17 protein-coding genes are annotated in these 20,085 nt (G+C 44.0%); 12 read left to right on the top strand and 5 right to left on the bottom strand.

Annotated features, from left to right (window positions below):
- Positions 1 to 4: 4 nt before the first annotated feature.
- Positions 5 to 334, bottom strand: coding sequence for a hypothetical protein (locus LYNGBM3L_RS00390; protein WP_008177667.1), 330 nt, complete (start codon positions 332 to 334; stop codon positions 5 to 7).
- Positions 335 to 990: 656 nt separating this feature from the next.
- On the opposite strand from LYNGBM3L_RS00390, the gene LYNGBM3L_RS42535 reads away from it, so the two are divergent.
- From LYNGBM3L_RS42535 to malQ, 4 genes are all read left to right on the top strand, one after another.
- A complete protein-coding gene (locus LYNGBM3L_RS42535) occupies positions 991 to 1,158 on the top strand; it encodes a hypothetical protein (protein WP_154659631.1) in 168 nt (55 codons plus the stop codon).
- Positions 1,159 to 1,198: 40 nt separating this feature from the next.
- Entirely contained in the window at positions 1,199 to 3,556 is a 2,358-nt protein-coding gene (locus LYNGBM3L_RS00395; RefSeq protein ID WP_008177669.1) for an NACHT domain-containing protein, read from the top strand.
- A 370-nt stretch (positions 3,557 to 3,926) separates the two neighbouring features.
- Positions 3,927 to 5,126 carry an RNA-guided endonuclease InsQ/TnpB family protein gene (locus LYNGBM3L_RS00400; protein ID WP_008177671.1) on the top strand — a complete coding sequence of 400 codons (1,200 nt, stop codon included), beginning with the start codon at positions 3,927 to 3,929 and terminating at the stop codon, positions 5,124 to 5,126.
- Positions 5,127 to 5,456: 330 nt separating this feature from the next.
- A complete protein-coding gene (gene malQ / locus LYNGBM3L_RS00405) occupies positions 5,457 to 6,965 on the top strand; it encodes a 4-alpha-glucanotransferase (RefSeq protein ID WP_044491801.1) in 1,509 nt (502 codons plus the stop codon).
- A gap of 422 nt (positions 6,966 to 7,387) precedes the next feature.
- Here the strand turns inward: malQ and LYNGBM3L_RS00410 are convergent, their stop codons facing one another.
- Positions 7,388 to 8,176 (bottom strand): helix-turn-helix domain-containing protein, encoded by a 789-nt coding sequence (locus LYNGBM3L_RS00410; protein WP_008177680.1) that lies wholly within the window; start codon positions 8,174 to 8,176, stop codon positions 7,388 to 7,390.
- 31 nt (positions 8,177 to 8,207) lie between these two features.
- A complete protein-coding gene (locus LYNGBM3L_RS00415; protein ID WP_008177683.1) occupies positions 8,208 to 8,963 on the bottom strand; it encodes a pseudouridine synthase in 756 nt (251 codons plus the stop codon).
- 147 nt (positions 8,964 to 9,110) lie between these two features.
- Here LYNGBM3L_RS00415 and LYNGBM3L_RS00420 point away from each other — a divergent pair, with 147 nt between their 5' ends.
- The 6 genes from LYNGBM3L_RS00420 to LYNGBM3L_RS00445 all read left to right on the top strand — a co-directional run bounded on the left by LYNGBM3L_RS00420 (position 9,111) and on the right by LYNGBM3L_RS00445 (position 14,703).
- On the top strand, positions 9,111 to 9,845 hold the full coding sequence (locus tag LYNGBM3L_RS00420; RefSeq protein WP_008177685.1) for an LmeA family phospholipid-binding protein: 735 nt from the start codon (positions 9,111 to 9,113) through the stop codon (positions 9,843 to 9,845).
- A gap of 352 nt (positions 9,846 to 10,197) precedes the next feature.
- Positions 10,198 to 10,545 carry a slr0373 family blue light stress response protein gene (locus LYNGBM3L_RS00425; RefSeq protein ID WP_008177686.1) on the top strand — a complete coding sequence of 116 codons (348 nt, stop codon included), beginning with the start codon at positions 10,198 to 10,200 and terminating at the stop codon, positions 10,543 to 10,545.
- A 117-nt stretch (positions 10,546 to 10,662) separates the two neighbouring features.
- Positions 10,663 to 12,189, top strand: a complete 1,527-nt coding sequence (gene ycf46, locus LYNGBM3L_RS00430; protein ID WP_008177688.1) for a stress-responsive protein Ycf46 — start codon at positions 10,663 to 10,665, stop codon at positions 12,187 to 12,189.
- Positions 12,190 to 12,341: 152 nt separating this feature from the next.
- Positions 12,342 to 12,695 carry a DUF1257 domain-containing protein gene (locus LYNGBM3L_RS00435; protein ID WP_008177691.1) on the top strand — a complete coding sequence of 118 codons (354 nt, stop codon included), beginning with the start codon at positions 12,342 to 12,344 and terminating at the stop codon, positions 12,693 to 12,695.
- 365 nt (positions 12,696 to 13,060) lie between these two features.
- Positions 13,061 to 13,387, top strand: a complete 327-nt coding sequence (locus tag LYNGBM3L_RS00440) for a thioredoxin family protein (protein ID WP_008177692.1) — start codon at positions 13,061 to 13,063, stop codon at positions 13,385 to 13,387.
- An 89-nt stretch (positions 13,388 to 13,476) separates the two neighbouring features.
- Positions 13,477 to 14,703 (top strand): LL-diaminopimelate aminotransferase, encoded by a 1,227-nt coding sequence (locus LYNGBM3L_RS00445; protein ID WP_008177694.1) that lies wholly within the window; start codon positions 13,477 to 13,479, stop codon positions 14,701 to 14,703.
- A 173-nt stretch (positions 14,704 to 14,876) separates the two neighbouring features.
- Here the strand turns inward: LYNGBM3L_RS00445 and LYNGBM3L_RS00450 are convergent, their stop codons facing one another.
- Complete coding sequence (locus LYNGBM3L_RS00450; RefSeq protein ID WP_008177697.1) at positions 14,877 to 15,092, bottom strand: hypothetical protein; 216 nt, start codon at positions 15,090 to 15,092, stop codon at positions 14,877 to 14,879.
- A 697-nt stretch (positions 15,093 to 15,789) separates the two neighbouring features.
- On the opposite strand from LYNGBM3L_RS00450, the gene gatB reads away from it, so the two are divergent.
- A complete protein-coding gene (gene gatB, locus LYNGBM3L_RS00455; RefSeq protein WP_008177699.1) occupies positions 15,790 to 17,277 on the top strand; it encodes an Asp-tRNA(Asn)/Glu-tRNA(Gln) amidotransferase subunit GatB in 1,488 nt (495 codons plus the stop codon).
- Between the two features lie 314 nt (positions 17,278 to 17,591).
- On the top strand, positions 17,592 to 18,833 hold the full coding sequence (argJ, locus tag LYNGBM3L_RS00460) for a bifunctional ornithine acetyltransferase/N-acetylglutamate synthase (protein WP_044491804.1): 1,242 nt from the start codon (positions 17,592 to 17,594) through the stop codon (positions 18,831 to 18,833).
- Between the two features lie 302 nt (positions 18,834 to 19,135).
- Here argJ and LYNGBM3L_RS00465 read toward each other — a convergent pair whose 3' ends face one another.
- A complete protein-coding gene (locus LYNGBM3L_RS00465; RefSeq protein WP_008177703.1) occupies positions 19,136 to 19,987 on the bottom strand; it encodes a DUF547 domain-containing protein in 852 nt (283 codons plus the stop codon).
- Positions 19,988 to 20,085 lie beyond the last annotated feature (98 nt).

Raw genomic sequence — 20,085 nt, forward strand, 5'->3', positions numbered from 1 at the left:
AGCATCATTGAAAACTTCCTAAGCTGAAGGCAGAATCAATGAAATATTCCCCGCTAACCGTTGATGCTGTTAATTGGTTAAACTTGACATGCCATAAGGTTTCAGGTAAACTATCTACGCTCCCTAAGAATGATAGTGATGAAATATTCAACGGGTAAGTAGATTGTTGAGCGACTACTTCCTTAACCCCATCCTTATAATTCTGGAAAAACTTATTATTTATCAGGGTTCCAGAGATAAAATTTTCAGTCATTGGGGGAATCCCATTGACAAACATCAGGCAGGTAGTGAGAGCAGCTGCTTCGATAAAGGTTCTCCAATAACGATGGTTCATAAGTATAGTTAAGTTGATTGAGATATAGAAATAAGGCTTACTAGGATCCCAATTCAGTAATCAATGGCGGTCGTTATCCTAGGGTTATTCATGGTTCACAGTCCTCTTCACCGAACGCCTAAAGTGTACGAAAAATTACTGAATTGATGCTATAGTTTAAGGATGAAGTTTGGATGTTTGCGATTGCGTTTTTGTTGTGTTTGAGTTGATGTATACCAATCACTCACCAGAAATGGAAGAGGGTGAAAAGGGAAAAGGCTTGCAGGCAAAATCGATATCTTCTTGCCTGACGTTTAACATCATCTTTTGTCCGAGAACAACCAACGGTCGGACTGGGAGAGTGGGATAGAATAAAATATATAGCAGTCGCCAGGGCAGTTAGGACATGACAAAAGTCTCACACCCTTTGTAAGCGATGCAGAGGTGCGACCCGTGGCGAATTTAATTCGCCAACGGAAAGCGCACCATTACGGTCTTGGGGGTTTCCCCCACTCGCTATTGCATCAAGAAGCGCAAGAGTTTGACTTCTGACAAATGACTTCTGACAAATGACTTCTGACTTCTGCTATAGCAATCCGATTTGAGTTGTGAAACACCAGAAGAGGGGGAGAGGGGTCTGAGACCGGAAGTGGAGGAAGAGAAGTAAGAATCTCACCATGGGTTCTTTTTCACAAATGATTGAGGATTTCTATATACTTCTGACCCCATCACCTGATCACGTCATCACCCCATCACCCCATCACCCCATCACCCCCTCTGATCAAAAATTTCCCATTGTGATCCGTTCGTTGTGGCTCTTGACCTATTTTTCGGGAAATCTATAGGTGAGTGTCGAAAGATTTTTCAGTAAATTAAGCTTGAGCTATGGCAAAGCGATCTCTCCAGGCATCTCCAGACGGCATCAGAAAAGCCAAACAGGCTTTTGAACGCAAGGGATGGACACAAGAATATTTTGCGGGTGAAATCGGCATAGAAACTCGCCAACCGATTTGGAAGTTTTTTGCCGGTAAACCCGTTGACCGCCGCGTTTTTAGCGAAATCTGCTTTCATCTGGATTTGGAGATGGAAGAGATTGTCGCTATACCAGAAGATGCTCAGATAGATGCAGAACAGAAAGCAGCTGAGGACAAAAGTAGAGTTGATGCCATCGTCACCAAAGTGCGATCGCACTACCATGACAAAATTCAAAATCAGTGTGGCACTCTGCGCCTATTAGATATTGCTCGACCGGTGAGTTTAGATCACATCTACGTAGATGTGAATATTCTCGAAGAAATCACTAGTCAACGATGGTTGGAAATTGAGGATTTGCAAGGCTTCCCACCGGAGGAATTTGACCGCTTGGGTATAGGCAAAGTGCGCCGGGAAAGCATACCAGGAGTGCAAGCGGTAGAACGCTATCCTAAAATGATGGTGCTAGGTAAACCTGGCTCTGGGAAAACCACCTTTTTGCAATATCTGGCTATTCAGTGCAATCAAGGAAATTTTCAATCGGATCGGGTTCCGATTTTGATTCGATTGAAAAACTTTGCCGAGGATGCTATGATCGAATGTAGTTTCAGCCTATTTAACTACATTAATCAAGAGTTCCAAAGTTGTGGTATTTCAGAACAAGATATTGAAACTATCCTCAGCTATGGCAGAGGCTTGATCTTAATGGATGGCTTGGATGAAGTCCCGGAAACTGCCAGTAATCAAGTTATTCAACAAATCCGCAAGATTTCAGAAAAGTATTACAAAAATCAGCTGATCATCACATGTCGTATTGCAGCTCAACAGTATCGATTTCGGGGATTTACTGAGGTTGAGATTGCTGACTTCAAACCAGCACAAATTCAACACTTTGCTAAAAAGTGGTTTGTGGCGATAGCAAGGAATGACCCAGAATCAGGTTTGGAGAAAGCATCTCTGTTTATCGAGCAGATGAAGCTGCCAGAAAATCAGCAAATTAGAGAACTAGCAACAACACCAGTCTTGCTGAATCTAGCCTGTCTGGTGTTTCAAACCAAAGCTGACTTTCCTGTTAAACGCTCTGATCTTTACCAGCAAGGACTAGACTTACTACTGATTCGCTGGGATGAAGCCCGGGGTGTTAAGCGAGATGATATTTATCGTAATTTATCCTTGCCCCACAAGCTAGAATTACTTTCTCAATTAGCAGTTATCACCTTTGAGCAAGGGGAGTATTTCTTTGAAGAAATTCGGCTGCAACAATTAATTGCTGATTATTTACGGAAATTACCAGCAACTCAAAGCAACCAGGCAGCTTTAGAATTAGATAGCTTAGCAGTACTCAAATCTATCGAGGTGCAGCATGGACTATTGGTAGAGCGGGCACGACGAATTTACTCATTCTCTCATCTGACATTTCAAGAGTATTTTACCGCCAGAGCGATTGTGATCGGCAATGGGATGTCTTTGTTACAGCTAGTCGAACACCTACAGGAGAAACGTTGGCGGGAAGTATTTTTACTCACAGCACAAATGTTGCCAGATGCTGATCAGCTATTGTTGCTGATCAAGCAACAGGTTAATCGGTTAGTCTGTGCAGAAATGGTGTTTGACTCAGTCAAACAGACACCAGGCGTTATGGCTTTAGATGATACCTTGAGCAAGTTCTTGAACTGGATCGAGATCAAATCCCTCGACATCGATACTCCCTACAAGCCAGCAGCAGTGCGTGCCTTTTACATGACCCTTGCCCTTCCTCCTAACCATCCTCTTTCCCGGAATCAAGCCTTAGCTTTGGCTATTGATCACAGACTAGGAGGGGAGTTGGGTAGTGAACTTGCCCTAGATTTAGCTTTAGATCATGCTTTAGCTGTTGCCCAAGCTATGACACCAGAACTAGTTTACGACCGACTCAGTGCTCTTTACCTTGCCCTTGACTTGAATCACCTGACTGGGATTGAGTCTATAGGAGACTATCTAGAGAAGCTTAAAAATCAGCTACCTGACCTAGATGATGACGACCGAGATAGTATTCAACAATGGTGGCAAAGTCATGGTCCGGAATGGTTATCACAATTAAGGGCTTTGATGATTGAGCATCGTAATATGGGTCACCAATGGGATTTGAGCAAGACATCCCAAGATTGGTTAGAGCAGTATAGTCGTGCTAATCACTTGCTAGTAGAGTGCCTCAATAGTAATTGTCAGCTGAGTCTGACGGTGCGCAAAGAAATAGAAGATACGTTGTTTTTGCCGCTGTGCCACTCGTAATTGATCCCTCACGGTCGATGTTGACCTGAAGGGGTGAAAAGTAGCTTCTCACCCCTTCACCCTTTAACCTACCGTAAACCGAATCGCCTTGGGCGAACAACCTTGGCCTTGGCCTTGGCCAAAAGGCCACGCTACGCGAACAAGCCCTAACCCTTAAACCGTTTTGACCCGTGCTACGGTGAGAATGTCGTAAGGCTTACTTACCTAAATGGAGCAATAAGGCTCACACCATAACGCTAGTTTGGTGTTGGGACGGGGCTTTCAAGGTGCTGAACTAAATTCCGCACACAGCCCCTCATGAATTGCGACCCACAAAAAAAAGAATCCAGAACTTTTGGTGATCCGCATTTGTTTGTTGTAAAATAGGCTGATGATAGTCAGAGAAGCCAAGCTTTTAAACGGGTCTAAGGCACAATACCAAGCAATAGACTCAGCCATAAGAACTGCTCAATTCATTAGAAACAAAGCAGTTAGATTATGGCGCGACGAGCCGGATGTAAATAAGGCTCGTCTGTCTGAGCTGTGTAAAGAACTGGCACGCGCATATCCTTTTGCCAAAAAGTTGAACTCAATGGCGCGTCAGGCATCGGCACAGAGGGCTTGGAATTCAATCTCTAGCTTCTATCGTCGCTGTAGAGAGGGATCCAAAAAGAAAGGTTATCCTCAGTTCAAAAAGCATTCTCGCAACGGCTTTGCCGACGCTGCGCGAACAGTTGAGTATAAAACTACGGGCTGGAAGCTATCAGAGGATTGTTTAACGATTAATTTCACCGATGGTTTTCAAGCAGGTACGTTCTCTCTATTCTGTAATCATGAAACCAGAGAGGACTTATTTAGGCTAAAAATTAATCGGGTGAGAGTGGTTAGACGAGCTGATGGTTATTATGCTCAATTCTGTTTTGATGTTAATCGTAAAGAAGCGGGAAACTATACAGGGAACTTTGTAGGCATTGATTTGGGATTGAAGTATTTCTACAAAGACCAAAACGACAATGGTGCAATATATCCTAAGTATTTAAGAAGAGCACAGAAGCGAATTAAGAAACTACAGCGACGGTTGTCCAGAAAGTTTGTTAAGGGTAAGAAACCTCAATCCAACAACTACCACAAAGCCAGAATTAGACTCGGTAAGGCACATTTGAAGGTTCAAAGACAGCGTAAAGACGAAGTCTTCGCAGCTCTCGGAGCTTGCATCCGAGAGAACGAAGACTGGGCGGTGAAGCTCGCTCGGTGCGTAGTCCACTCTAATGATGTGGTTGTCTACGTTGGCGCTAGCCTGCCGACGCTAGGAGGCATAGACCTAAAGATACAAAACATGGTCAAGAATCATCATCTGGCTCAGTCTATTTCTGATGCTTCGTGGTATCAATTCACTCAATGGTTAGATTATTTTGGCAAGGTTTGGGACAAGACAGTGATTGCTGTTGCCCCTAACTATACCTCCCAAGATTGTTCAAATTGTGGTCATCGAGTGAAGAAATCACTCAGCACTCGAACTCATCAATGCCCTAAATGCAGGGAGCATCCCATTTTTGCCCATAACACTTTCAATTATGTTTTTAAACCCTAGTACTCTCGTTAGTTTGAGCCATGGATTTGCCAAATTGGGATGCTCCCTAAATGCAAGACAGAAATATGTCGGGATACGAATGCGGCATTAAATATTTTAAACAAAGGTATGAACATTCTAGGTGTTGAGTGCAATAACAACAGTACCCTAGGGCATAGGGGATCTGCCGGGGAACCGGGAACGCTTGAGGAGAGTTCGACCGCTGTTGATGAAGAGAAATCTAATTCAATAAGTTGTCTCGATGAATCAAGAATCACTGTCTGTGAGAATCCCGCCCTGTAATCTTTGATTCAGCGCCGGGAGTATGTCAATATTGTTGATCGCTTTTTTATGCCTTTTCCCAGATCTAGTGGTCTTTTGCTCCATCCGACATCCCTACCCAGTCCCTTTGGTATTGGTGACTTAGGTTTACAGGCTTATCAATTCATTGACTTTTTGGCACAAAGCGCCCAGCAATACTGGCAAATCTTGCCCCTTGGTCCGATTGGGTATGGTAACTCTCCCTATGGCTCTTACTCAGCCATGGCAGGCAATCCCCTGCTCATTAGCCCAGAACAATTGCAAAAGCAGGGACTGCTCAAGGATGAAGACTTTGCCAATCTACCAGAGTTTCCCCTCGACTCAGTGGATTATAATCAGGTAATTCAAACCAAGATGCCCCTGTTATACCAAGCTTGCGATCGCTTCCGTGCCAACGCCTCACCCCAACAGCACCATAAATTTACAGAATTTTGTCAAGCAAAAGCCAGCTGGTTGGAAGACTATGCTTTATTTATGGCTGTTCGTGATGTGTTTGACCAGAGTAGCTGGCATACTTGGGAACGAGACATTGCTATGGCTCAACCCAAAGCAGTTGAGTATTGGCGGCAGAAATTGCAAGATGAAATTTATTTCTACAAATACCTACAGTTTGAGTTTTTCTGCCAGTGGTCAGCTCTCACACAGTACGCCAACCATCACCAGATCCAGATTATTGGTGATATTCCAATTTATGTGGCTCACGATAGTGCTGATGTCTGGGCTCATCGGGAAATCTTTGCCATTGATCACGAAACTGGCGAACCCACACTCATGGCTGGGGTGCCTCCGGACTATTTCAGTGCCACAGGTCAGTTGTGGGGTAATCCAGTTTATAACTGGGAACAGTTACAGGCAGATAACTTCCGATGGTGGATACAACGCTTCCAAACCATCTTGGAGTATGTAGACATTGTGCGGATTGACCATTTCCGGGGATTTGAGGCCTACTGGCAAGTCAAGCAAGGAGAAACAACTGCCATCACTGGAGAATGGGTTAAGGCACCAGGAAAAGAATTTTTTGAAGTACTCCAAGACAAGTTGGGCAATTTGCCAATTATTGCGGAAGATTTAGGGATCATCACTTCAGAAGTAGAAGCATTACGCTCACGCTTCCAGTTTCCTGGTATGAAAATTTTACAGTTTGCCTTTAGTGGGGGATCAAGTAACCCTTACTTACCCTTTAACTATATCCAAAACTGTGTGGTTTACACCGGCACCCATGATAATGACACAACAGTGGGTTGGTTTAAAAAACTCTCTGCTGAAGATAAGCAGATTATAATTAATTACTCCGGACCAGTCAGCCAAGAAGGCATCCATTGGGATTTAATCCGATTAGCGCTCAGTAGTATTGCCAACCAAGCAATTATTCCTGTGCAAGATATTTTAGGTCTGGACACAGATGCTCGAATGAATTTTCCGAGTACCGTGGAAGGTAACTGGCAATGGCGCTATCAACCGAATGCGTTGAGTGAAGAATTGGCTAATCGCCTCAAAATCCTCACTCACACTTACGGTCGCGCTCCCAGTTCTGACTAGCAAGCCTAGTTATATTGTATTGGAATAGTTTGAACAATTAATCCTATTAAGTTCATTATTGGTTGTTTATTTTTTGACAAAAATGTTAATTATTAGTTGACAATCTTCAACTCACAATCCTACACAATTCTAGTCTATACAAGGGATTAACTGGACTTTATATAAGTTAAGTGCTATAGCATTTGAATTTGATATGTTCAAATTTAATTGATTAACAAAGGTAACAGGTAACATTAGGAAAGAGAGCCGACAATTGTTTCGTGTTATGGTAAATCAGCATTGGTTTTCATGAATCTATTTTTAATTTTAAATGCTATAGGTTGCGATTTTTTTATTAAAATCTATAGGTTTTTGCCCCCAATTATATGCTTTTTTAATGTTTAAGATTGATGAATTTAATGCTTTTCCCCTAGAAAGCTTGACTACTGGAGAGAGGGTCTAGGTTTAGCGGCAAAGGTTAATGCTTGTACTGCACCAGGAGCCCCCATCTGCTTTGCCTGTTGGTTATTGAACTCAACGATTACATTGCCAGCATCCCCAGCTTTAACAAATAGTTTTTCGTTAGCAACCCAAGTCTTCTGGGTTCCTTCTTCTAGGATGCCTTCATATTTTTTCTTGCCATCTGCCACGATCAGAAGCCAAGATCTACCTTTGAGAGTGATATCCACCTGAACTGGCTTATGTGGACTGGACGGTATCTTGGTTAAGGCTAACTGCGCTTGCGAGTTAGTTTGATCTAAATTACCGGGTGTCGGTAATGATTGAGCTGGAGACAAGTTTGGTTCCTTATCAGTTATTTGTGGCTTAGAAGGGTTGATTAGGACAGATAAGCCACTCACCGAACCAATAACCAAGCCAATGTAGAACAAATAAAGATGAAACGGTCGCAGTTGAGGAATCCAACTGTTACCCCACGAAAGTGTTGACCTTTGTACAGTTACCCCAGTGGGAAAAGCCTTGGCAAACTCGTCTCCATCTAAGCCTAGTGCATCCGCAAAGTGCTTGATAAACCCTTGAACATACACAGCTTCTGGTAATTGGTCTAGCTTGCCTTGCTCTATTGCCCTCAAAAATCGTGCATTAATTCGGGTGCAAGTGGCAATTTCCCCAATGCTTTTAGACTGTTGAGTGCGTAACTGGCACAGGTATGAACCCATTTCTGCCAGCTTCTTCTGTTGTTGTTCCTGCAACGGGACTTTGTTTTCATTCATACACGGTACTCCTCGACATCTGCTGGCATTTTTACTGAACAATGGTGGATTTACTGGTAAGAAAACTCACCTCTACATCATTCAAGGCACGGTAGTCACCACAAGGAAGAATTGGCTCTCCTGGTAGATTTAATTTAATCGGGCCAATAGCAGTACGATGTAGATGAATCACTGGATAGCTTAGCAGTTGAGCAACACGACGGATCTGTCGGTTTCTACCTTCGGTTAAGACCACCTCCAAAAGTGTGGATTGACCCTTACGCTTAAGTACACGGACTTGAGCGGGTAACGTTTTTTTACCCAGCAGATTAACACCTTCACGCCAAGTTTGCAGGACCGATTCTGGGGGATTACCCCGTACCCAAACCTGATACGTCTTAGGTATGTGATGACTAGGATGGGTCAGGCGAAATGTTAGCTCACCATCATTGGTCAGTAGTAATGCACCTGTAGAATCGGCATCCAGCCTTCCTACAGGATGAATCCCCTGACCCTTGGTTAGTTTATCCGGTAATAAGTCAATTACTGTCGGACGATTCCGGGAATCTCGGCAAGTGGAAACTACTCCAGCAGGCTTGTTCAGTAAAAGGTAGATAGATTGAGGTCGCTGATAGGGGTTTATCGGTTTGCCATCCACTTCGATTACATCTGTTTCTGGATCAGCTTTCTGCCCCAAATGTACAGTCGTACCATTTAGGCGCACTTGTCCTGCGGCTATCATCTTCTCGGCTCGACGCCGTGACGCAATACCCCACTGTGAAAGAATTTTTTGTACTCTTTCCTCCATGACCCAACATTTGGCTTGAGCTTTGTCTTCTGGACTATGGTGATGCTGAATTTAGTTTGCCTTATGCTTATAGTGTGCCCAGGAGTTGATTTCCATTAGACAACGACTTCAAAATACTATGTACAAATAGTACAAGAAGGTGTTCTTTTGGTTAAAACTCCGAAAAGCTCGAAGCAAAAGCCAAGCCAGATTATCAGCAAAGTTATTTCCCCAGCGCTACGGCTGTGGCTGCGATCGCAAGTAGAGGAAGTTGCTACATTGCAACTAAGCATTGTGGGACGCGATCGCCAAATCCTGACTGGTTACATTCCTCAGGTTGCCCTTGCTGCCAACCAAGCAGTTTATCAAGGACTGCATCTAACCCAAATTCAGCTCGAAGGCAGTAATATTAAACTTAACCTGGGTCAGATAATTAAGGGTAAACCCCTACGTCTTTTAGAACCAGTTCCCGTAGTGGGTCAGCTATTACTCCTAGAACCAGACCTGCAATCATCTCTTGAAGCACCCTTGTTATCTAACGCTTTGACGGAGTTATTATATACATTCCTTAAATCAGATGATATCATTAAACCCGGTAACGACCCAAAACAGCCACAAATACGCTGGCAAAAGATTAATATCAATATAGGACAGCTGACCTTAAGAGGCATTTCAACTAATCCTGATGTTGGTACCAAGCTGATAGTAATTCGTGCTGGTATCCAACTGGCGACCCCCAACCAACTGGAACTGAACCCCTTGCAAGTTCAGATAGACCCTGATGCCCCCCCGATTAGCTTAGATGGGTTTCTAATAAATTTAGGACCAGAGGTGGAGCTTCTTGAACTTACCCTCACAACTGGACAACTGATATGTCGTGGAGGACTGAAGGTAATGCCTTAGGTGTTAGTCCTTACTTTGTATAGCACTACCCATTCAGATGTTTGACATTCCTAAACTCCGAAACGTAAGTAATCGCTTACTTTTGACTTCTGACTTCGTTCCTTCTCACGCTAAGCGTAGCGCTATAAGACCCGTGGAGATTGTCGTTGGCCTCACCATCGCTACCTTTGAGGGCGCTCCATCCCTTGCCAACTAAATCCTATTCCATATCAATAAGATAACCATCTTCCTTCCGCCCCCTAATATTAAGTAATGTAACAATTATGCCGTCATAGCAGCTTAATGTCTTGACAGCTAGAGAGGAAGCCGATAAGGTTAAATACATACCCGGGTACAACGATATAAAAAATATATGCAAGACAAGCAAAAAGTTACTCTTTATCTTCCACCAGGATTGCACCGTCGGCTCAAAATAAAAGCGGCTGTTGATTCTGAATCAATGTCAGCTATGGTTGAGAGGGCGATTATATTCTACATAGAACACCAAGATGTGGTTGAAGAGGTAGACCAATATGGACAAACCCATCAAGTATACTCCTGTCCTGAGTGTTCTAGTGACTTGGTTCTCTCAGAGGGACAATTAGTTGCTCTGAAAAACCAACCTGGTGTGATATCGGAAGAACTCCCAGTAGAAAAGGTAACAGCGAAAGTATGCTCCATTACCGATTCTCACGGAGAAGAGGAATTGGTTCCTTGTTAAGGTAGCCAAAGTTAAGGTAGACAAATTAATCTACTCCCAGAGCAGACTTAGTTAGCTCAGTGGTTCAGTTGAAGATGTTTGGGCAGTTGTAAGCCGTCTCTAATATTAGGTAGAGTTATGCAAGAAGAGATAAACGTTCTCATTCAAGCTCAATATCCTCTAATCTACCTCGTGACTCCCGAGGAGGAGCGGGCAGAGAGGGCAATAGCAATGATTGCTCAAAGGAAGTCTCAACAGCAACGAGTCTTTGTTTGGACCGTCACTCACGGGATTGTTGAGTATGGTCAATCGCGCCACACCACTCAGCACAATACGGTCTCTCCTGAGGCAGCAGTTCAGTGGGTAATTCAACAAAAAGAACCTGGTATATACATCTTTAAGGACTTACATCCCTTTATCGATGCACCAGCAACTACCCGATGGTTGCGGGATGCGATGGCAAGCTTTAGGGAGGAAGCTAAGAAGTCTCTTAAAAAGTCTATCATCGTAATGTCCCCGGTGCAGCAGATTCCTATTGAGTTGGAAAAGGAAGTGGTCGTGCTTGACTTTCCCCTACCAAACCTTAAGGAACTTAACCAAGTCCTATCCCACCAACTGGATCAGAGCAAAACTCGTCGAACTACTACAGAAACTAGGGAAAAGCTGCTCAAAGCAGCATTAGGCTTGACCCGGGATGAAGCAGAGAAGGTTTATCGCAAAGCCTACGTTAAAGCTGGTCGTCTCACCGAAGCTGAAGTCGATATTGTTCTATCCGAGAAGAAGCAGATCATCCGCCGCAACGGTATCCTAGAGTATATCGAAGAAGATGAAACCCTCGATTCTATAGGAGGGTTAGAGGAACTGAAGCGTTGGCTAAAGCAGCGCTCTAATGCCTTTACAGAGAGGGCGAGAGAATATGGTTTGCCTCAACCGAAGGGAATGTTGATTCTAGGGGTTCCTGGCTGTGGTAAATCTCTGATTGCCAAAACTACGTCTCGTTTATGGGGTCTGCCACTATTGCGCCTGGATATGGGGCGGGTATACGATGGCTCGATGGTAGGGCGCTCGGAAGCCAACCTGCGCAATGCTTTGAAGACGGCAGAATCAATCTCTCCAGCTATTCTCTTCATAGATGAGCTTGATAAGTCGTTTGCTGGTAGCAGTGGTTCTTCTGACTCTGATGGGGGTACTTCAAGTCGAATCTTTGGTTCTTTCCTGACCTGGATGCAAGAAAAAACCTCACCAGTTTTTGTGATGGCGACAGCCAACCGAGTGGAGCGCCTACCAGGAGAATTCCTGCGCAAAGGTCGTTTTGATGAGATATTTTTTGTTGATTTACCCAACACCCAAGAACGCCAGCAAATCTTTGAAATTCACCTGAAAAAGCGGCGTGGAGATATTGACCGCTTTGACATTGAACAGTTAGCTAAGGTTTCTGAAGGTTTTTCTGGGGCTGAGATTGAACAAGCCCTGGTGGCAGCGATGTACGAGGCATTTGCTCAAGACCGGGAGTTTACTCAACTGGATATTATTGCCGCGATTAAATCAACTCAGCCTCTATCGCGCACGATGACAGAGCAGGTTGCAGCCCTGAGGGACTGGGCTAGGCAACGCGCGCGACCTGCTGCATCCTCCGTAGCTGAATATCAGCGTATGGAGTTCTAACAGGCTTTCTCCTGCTCCCAACAGGAGTAAAGGCTAGCAAAAAATTGCTAGCAGTTTGATAAGTAGCCGCTTGTAATTGTTGAGGGCGGCTAGCCATAAAAGTAAAACGCTACGTTGTCCTTTCTCTGATACCTTTTCTGGAGGAAATCCACATGTCTCACTTTAGCACTCTGCGCACTAAAATCACCGATGCCGAAATCCTGAAGACTTCCCTGTGTGACCTGGGAATCAATGTTAAGACAGAAGCTGATGTTCGCGGCTACAATGGTCAACGAGTTCGCGCTGACTTGGTTGCCGTTCTCGAAGGCGAATATGATCTAGGTTGGTCTCGCAACAGTGATGGCACCTTTGACCTGATTGGTGACCTTTGGGGTGTGGCGAAGAAGCACAACCAAACCGAGTTGATCAACTCCATCAACCAGAAGTATGCCGTTAACAAGACCTTGGCAGAAGTCAAGCAGCGTGGCCTAAACAATGCCAACGTTAAGTTGGTGCTACAAAAGTAGTCCATTTAGGCGTTCCCAAGCTCACGGGTTGACCAATTGTATAGCGGGTTAACCCGTTTTTTTGTGCAAATTTTTGTGCAATTGTATAAATTTCGATTTTATAAAAGCCGATAAAGCATAAAGGCTGACAACTCCGACGGCTTGATTAAAACTTCTTTTTCAAGGAAGTTTTAATATTATGCAAACGGTATGATGTTTTCAGTCATAGTAAAATATCCTATACTCAACCTGTCCAGATGCGGCTCTACGCCCATATCGTAACAATTGTTGATAATCCCCCATGCTTGAGCTGGGGGAAAGTTCAAGCAATTAATATATAGATTGTGTCAATGCAGTCTAATCTAGTATTTTGAGGGGATACCGTTGTGAGTAATGTGATTACAATCGAAGATCAAGAGTTTGAAGCCGAAGTTTTAAAAGCCGAGAAGCCAGTACTGGTATACTTTTGGGCAACTTGGTGTGGACCATGCCGCTTAGTATCCTCATCAATAAACTGGGTTGCGGAAAATTATAGCGATCGCTTAAAAGTCATTAAGATGGAAGTAGACCAAAATAAAGATGCCGTTGCCAAGTGCAAGGTAGAGGGTGTCCCTGCTCTAAGACTGTTTAAAAATGGTGAGCTAGCCAAATCCCATGAAGGAGCAATTAGCAAAGCTAAATTGCAGACTATGCTGGATGAGAATTTAAATTAGGGAAGTAAGGGGCAATGGGAGGAATGCCAGCGCAACCGATGGGAAAGACTCGTGCATGAATAGACAAAAGAAAAAGACTAAAGATTAAAATGCAGTTTGCCCAACGTTTACAACCCCTGCAAGCAAATGTATTTGCCGATATGGATCAGGCAAAAGCGTTGGCAGCTGCTGGGAAAGAAATCATTGACCTATCATTAGGGTCTTCCGATTTACCAGCTCCCAAGCATGTGTGTGCTGCGATTGAAGCTTCGTTGTATGATCCCAGCACTCACGGTTACTTGCTGTTTCATGGTACTAAAGCTTTTCGTCAGGCAGCAGCTAGCTGGTATACTAAAAAATTCGGTATTCCGGTTGACCCAGAAACTGAGGTGCTACAACTGATTGGTTCTCAGGAAGGCACAGCTCATTTACCTTTAGCTGTGCTTAATCCAGGGGATTTTGCTCTGCTACAAGACCCAGGCTATCCTTCCCATGCCGGTGGTGTCCACCTAGCCAGTGGTCAGATTTATCCCATGCCCCTATTGGCAGAAAATAATTTTTTGCCTGTATTTGAGGATATCCCCCAGGCAGTGCTAGCTCAAGCACGGATGATGGTGTTGAGTTATCCCCATAATCCCACTACTGCGATCGCACCCTTATCTTTTTTTCAGGAAGCAGTAGCGTTTTGTCAGTGCCATAATCTGGTATTAGTTCACGATTTTCCCTACGTTGATATCGTTTTTGAAGATACCACAGGGAATGGGGAGCAGATCGGGAAAATCCCAGAAAGCCTTAATCCCACCTCTGTTGCTCCCTCAGTTTTGCAAGCAGACCCAGATAAAACTGTATCGATTGAGTTTTTTAGCTTTTCCAAGTCTTACAATATGGGAGGCTTCCGGATTGGCTATGCTATCGGTAATGCTCAAGTGATTCGAGCTTTGCGGCAGGTGAAAGCGGCCATTGACTTTAACCAATACAGGGGGATTCTCAATGGTGCGATCGCAGCGTTGAATGGTTCTCAAGACATTGTTAAACCTGTAGTCACCACCTATCAACAGCGACGGGATACCTTTGTCGATGCTTTAAACCGGATTGGTTGGTCAGTGCCAGTGCCACTAGCCACTATGTATGTCTGGGCAAAATTGCCAGAACCTTGGGCAGGGAACTCAGTGAAATTTTGTACTAGCTTGGTAGAAGCCACTGGGGTTGCTGTTGCTCCAGGAGCTGGTTTTGGCAAGGCTGGTGAAGGCTATGTGCGTTTTGCCTTAGTACAGGAACCAGAAGTTTTGGAAAGAGCAGTGGAGAGAATTTCAGGATTTTTGCAATCTCATCAATAGGTACCTAATACCCTGTCGAATTTAATGTTAAGGGTTAGGGCAAGGTATTAGGAGCAACAGCTCAGAATGAGTTTTTAGTAGGTTAAACCCTAATCAGCTATGGGGCGGCCCTTGAAAACCATAGGTTTACCTACACCCTATGTTATTGCCCGATGTTATTTATTGTTAACGTGTTACAGCACCTGATTAGTATCCTCATTGATAGGCAGATCGAAAACTACTTCAAACTTTGCTTCTGGCATATACCGATCCAAAAATCGGAGATGGTTATCAGCATCCTGACGATTAAAGAACCTAGCAACTGTGTACCTTTGGCATTTAGGCAGTAGACGCATAAGAGCCCAAGGGCGAGTGTAGTCTTCTGTTAGTGGGATTTGTCGATTAGTCATGCTTACCCCTGATTTGACCTAATAAGATCACTGGATGATTGCTTGATGAAAGGCGATCACAGGCTGATATGCGTTCGCTGAAAGCGGGACGCGCGTCCATCGCCTAGCTTATGAAAGACCTTTGTTTTCTGTCGAATCTTTAGTCACATTAATCTAAAATCGCTGACTAAAAAACAGCCGGGTGATCTGGACATTAAGATGATTCTGTGATATCGCTACACTCCTGATCACGACAGGGAAAGATGATGAGCTGATTGCGGTGCGACCCCGGTCGGGTTTCCCGACAAGGGTGAACGCGCACCAAGAGAAAAGCTCACCTATTAACAGAGCTGTCCGCCGTAACCCACCAATATTCACCAAGTAATCGCTGTCTTAAGATTTACTTTATAAACAGTCTCTAATTTTCATCAGCTAGCCTAGCCATTAAACGTAAGTATTTAGTTAAAAAAAGCCCTTTAACATTACACTTACGACATTATAGCGTAAGACACATTTGCTATAATAATGGTATGTAAAAAGGTCGAACAATTACCAAGCTGGAAACATCAAAAGTTACCTAAAAATTGTTAACTTGAATCCTGCCAGTAATTGCAATGATTGACGCTGTAGCTAATGAAATAGTGTACATTAATGGGAATAGTGGACAAAAAATGCCCTAAGTTCCATCAATAAACTTAACCCTTAATCATAACATCCAATGACTACTGCTGCACCAGCTAAAACTCAATACGAAGCAATCATTGGTTTAGAAACCCATTGTCAGCTTAGTACCGAAACCAAGATTTTTTCTAACTCTTCCACAAAATTTGGTGCTACCCCTAATACCAATATTGACCCAATTTGTATGGGGATGCCAGGGGTGTTACCGGTTCTGAATCAAAAGGTACTAGAGTATGCTGTCAAAGCGGGTTTAGCACTCAATTGCCAGATTGCTCCCTACAGCAAATTTGACCGGAAACAGTATTTTTATCCTGACCTACCCAAAAACTACCAGATTTCCCAATACGACTTGCCCATTGCTGAGCATGGCTCACTGGAAATTGAAGTGTCCGATGATGACGGTAATCCTATCCGTAAAACGATTGGCATCACTCGCCTACACATGGAGGAAGATGCAGGGAAACTGGTTCATGCTGGTAGTGACCGACTGGCTGGTTCTACCTACTCCCTAGTAGATTTCAACCGTGCTGGGGTACCCCTGATTGAAATAGTATCAGAACCGGATCTGCGCTCTGGTCAAGAGGCAGCAGAATACGCTCAAGAGCTGCGTCGGATTGTACGCTACATCGGTGTCAGTGATGGCAACATGCAAGAAGGGTCCCTGCGTTGTGATGTCAATATCTCTGTACGTCCTGTGGGTCAAAAGGAGTTTGGCACCAAAGTTGAAATCAAAAATATGAACTCCTTCAATGCTATCCAGAAGGCGATTGAGTACGAAATTGACCGGCAAATCGCAGCTGTGGAAGCTGGAAAATCGATTATTCAAGAAACTCGCCTTTGGGAAGAGGGTAGTCAACGCACCATTAGTATGCGGACTAAGGAAGGATCTAGCGATTACCGCTATTTTCCTGAACCTGACTTACCACCGATTGAAGTGTCAACGGAACAATTAGAGCAATGGCGCAGTGAGCTAGCAGAACTTCCTGCCCAGAAGCGGCATCGTTATGAAAGTGAACTGGGACTTTCTGCCTATGATGCCCGGGTGTTGACGGATGATCGTCAAGTGGCAGAGTATTTTGAAACAAGTGTTGCTGCTAATGCTAATCCCAAACAAGCCGCAAATTGGGTAATGGGAGATATTGCTGCTTATCTTAAGACTGAGAAACTGGCTATTACAGAGATTGCTCTGAAACCCAATACTCTGGCAGAACTGATTAACTTGATTGATGATGACACCATTAGTGGTAAGATTGCCAAGGAGATTTTGCCAGAATTACTGTCTCAAGGTGGTTCTGCTAGGGAACTGGTGGAACGTAAGGGTTTGATTAAGATCTCTGACCCGGATCAACTCTCAACCATTATTGATGAGGTACTGGCTGCCAATCCTAAGAAACTCGAACAGTATCGCAATGGTAAGACCAAGCTGCAAGGTTTCTTTGTGGGACAGGTGATGAAGAAAACTAGCGGACGAGCTGATCCTAAGCTGACTAACCAAATTTTGGGCAAGAAGCTCAAGGGTGATTGAGGTAACGGGCTTGCCAGCTGTTGCTGATCACCAATCACTAATGACCAATCACAAATAACAAATAACAAAGAAAAGGAGAGTCACTGTCGTGACCCTCCCGATCATCAGGGTGCATCTACATATCAAAATATACACTATTTTGTATGAGGGGTGTAACCCCTTTTTTTGTTTTTTTGTAAAGTTTTGAGATTTTATAGCAATTCTGGAAATTACGGCTACACATCAAGCTACAGATCAATACCCTTGGTGCGTAAGTCCAGAAGACTTGGTATAATCCCGGATTGGGCATGAATTATGGTTTAAATGGAGGAATCATGTCGGACTGGCAAGAGATTAGTGGTGGGATAACAGCTCCCAGGGGCTATCAGGCAGCAGGCATTACCGCAGGTTTAAAACCTTCGGGTCAGCCAGACTTAGGGTTGATATTATCAGAGGTGGATGCGATCGCAGCTGGGGTGTTCACCACCAGTCATGTCCGGGCTGCTTGTGTAGATTATTGCCGTCAACGCTTACAAGCTAAAGCTAGTGCTCGTGCTATTTTGTGTAATGCTGGACAAGCCAATGCAGCAACGGGTGAGCAGGGTTGGCAGGATGCTCTAGCTAGTGCTAAAGCTTTGGGTGAAGCACTCAATGTTTCTCCTAATTCGATTTTGTTGGCATCGACAGGGGTGATTGGTCAACGTATCAAGATGGATGCTCTATTGTCAGGAATTCCCCAATTGGTAGCACAAGCATCCGAAACTGGTTCCGATGCAGCAGCTCAAGCGATTATTACCACGGATTTAGTCACTAAATCCATTGCTATGGAAACCATGATTGATGACCGTCCGGTCAGGATTGGTGGTATGGCTAAGGGATCTGGTATGATTCATCCCAACATGGCGACTATGCTAGCATTTGTAACTTGTGATGCTGCAGTTTCTACTTCCCTGTGGCAAGAGATGTTACAGCGGGCAGCGGATAAAAGTTTTAATCAAATTACGGTAGATGGGGATACCAGCACCAATGACACTCTAATTGCCTTGGCTAATGGTCAGTCCCGAACATCAGCAATTACAGAAATGGGACCAGCAGCTCAGAAGTTGGAGGGGATGCTGACAGCAGTATGTCAGCATTTGGCAAAAGCGATCGCACGGGATGGAGAAGGGGCAACCTGTTTGATTGAAGTCCAAGTCACTGGCGCACCGGATGATAAAGGGGCTCGTCAAATTGCTAAGACGATTGTTGGGTCATCCTTGGTCAAGTCTGCCATCTTTGGACGAGACCCAAACTGGGGCAGAATTGCCGCAGCCGCTGGCCGTGCAGGAGTACCCTTTGAGCAAGAAAACCTGCGGATTCAGTTAGGGGATGTGTTGCTGATGGAAAATGGTCAACCCTTAGGGTTTGACCGTCAACAGGCTAGTGATTATCTCAAGCAGGCTGCTGCTGGTGCTTATCTTAAAGAAGATACGGTTTTAATTCAGATTAATGTGGGCAATGGTCATGGTGTTGGTCAGGCTTGGGGTTGTGATTTGAGTTATGACTATGTCCGGATTAATGCGGAATATACCACTTGATTAGCCTTGTTACCAAAGACGTCTTAAAAAATAACAAACCATAACAAATCCTGATAGCAAAGGGAACAGGGAACAAAAATTATCACAATTCCTACACGGATACCGATAATGATTAATCAATAAACCGGTTAATTGGTTATTGTTTATTGGTTAAGCTGTCCCGCATTTAAACTGCCTTTTATTAAATCAGGAAACCACCCCTGAAACTCTTGTCAATTCTGCATTCTGCATTCTGCATTCTGCATTCTGCATTCTGCATTCTGCATTCTACCTTGCTGTTAGGCATAAAAATTCCTAACAGCTTATTGTTTATTCAAAGACCAATCATAGTTCAGATATTTTATCTTGTAATTCCCCCGCTCAAGATACTCCTGATCCTCTGGACTAAGGTAGTTACTGATAAAGTTTAACACCGCCCGTTGATTGGCGTTACCAGTAAATTTGTCATCGACACCATAGGTTTTTTTCCAATCTTCCCCAAACCACTTAAAGATGGAAGAAAGATATACGCTACCTTCTTGACGGTCAATACGAAAGCCATGGGGACTAACTAGAAAATTCTGTGTCTGGTCATCCAGTTGCTGATCGATTTTTTCCCCAGTATAAGGTTCGTTTCTTAAGGGAGGACAACTGATAGCGGCGCAAACTAAAGCCATATGAATTCGGGGTTCGTTGAATTCCGCACGCAGTGTCTTGTGTTCAATATTATCTAAGGTTTTAGATTCTCCAGTAATGTTGAATTCGCGTCCTTTCCAGACTCCTTTAATATCCCGAATACTCTTTTTGAGCGGGTTTTGGTCAATAATGGATTCTAGAGTAAAGGAGTTGTAAGCATTTATCAGAAAAGCAATTTTTTCTGCTTCATCCCAAGACTGATAGGTGCTAGGCTCAACAGCACCTAAGGAGGCATTAAATGTCTCCAGCTGCTCTGGATTTTGCTGCAATTTTTGGTAATTAACTAGCGCTTTATTGTTGACATGGGTTTTTAGGACAGTAGCATAGTCGTCATAATTCAATAGAGTTGTGTCAGAGCCTCTATTTACTTGTACTTGGGACTCTTTTGCTGGTGCTTTATTTATCGGTACGGAAAGTGTACAACTTGTCAGGATAATCAGGGTTGGAACTAGGGTTAGTAATCTCTTGGATGTATTCATAGTAATTCAGATGACTTAGCTGATAAGATGCTTGACCTGTAAGCATTCAGCCGTCAGCCGTCAGCCGTCAGCCGTCAGCCGTCAGCCGTCAGCCGTCA

Origin of the sequence: Moorena producens 3L (assembly GCF_000211815.1) — a bacterium.
GTDB classification, from domain to species: Bacteria; Cyanobacteriota; Cyanobacteriia; order Cyanobacteriales; family Coleofasciculaceae; genus Moorena; species Moorena producens.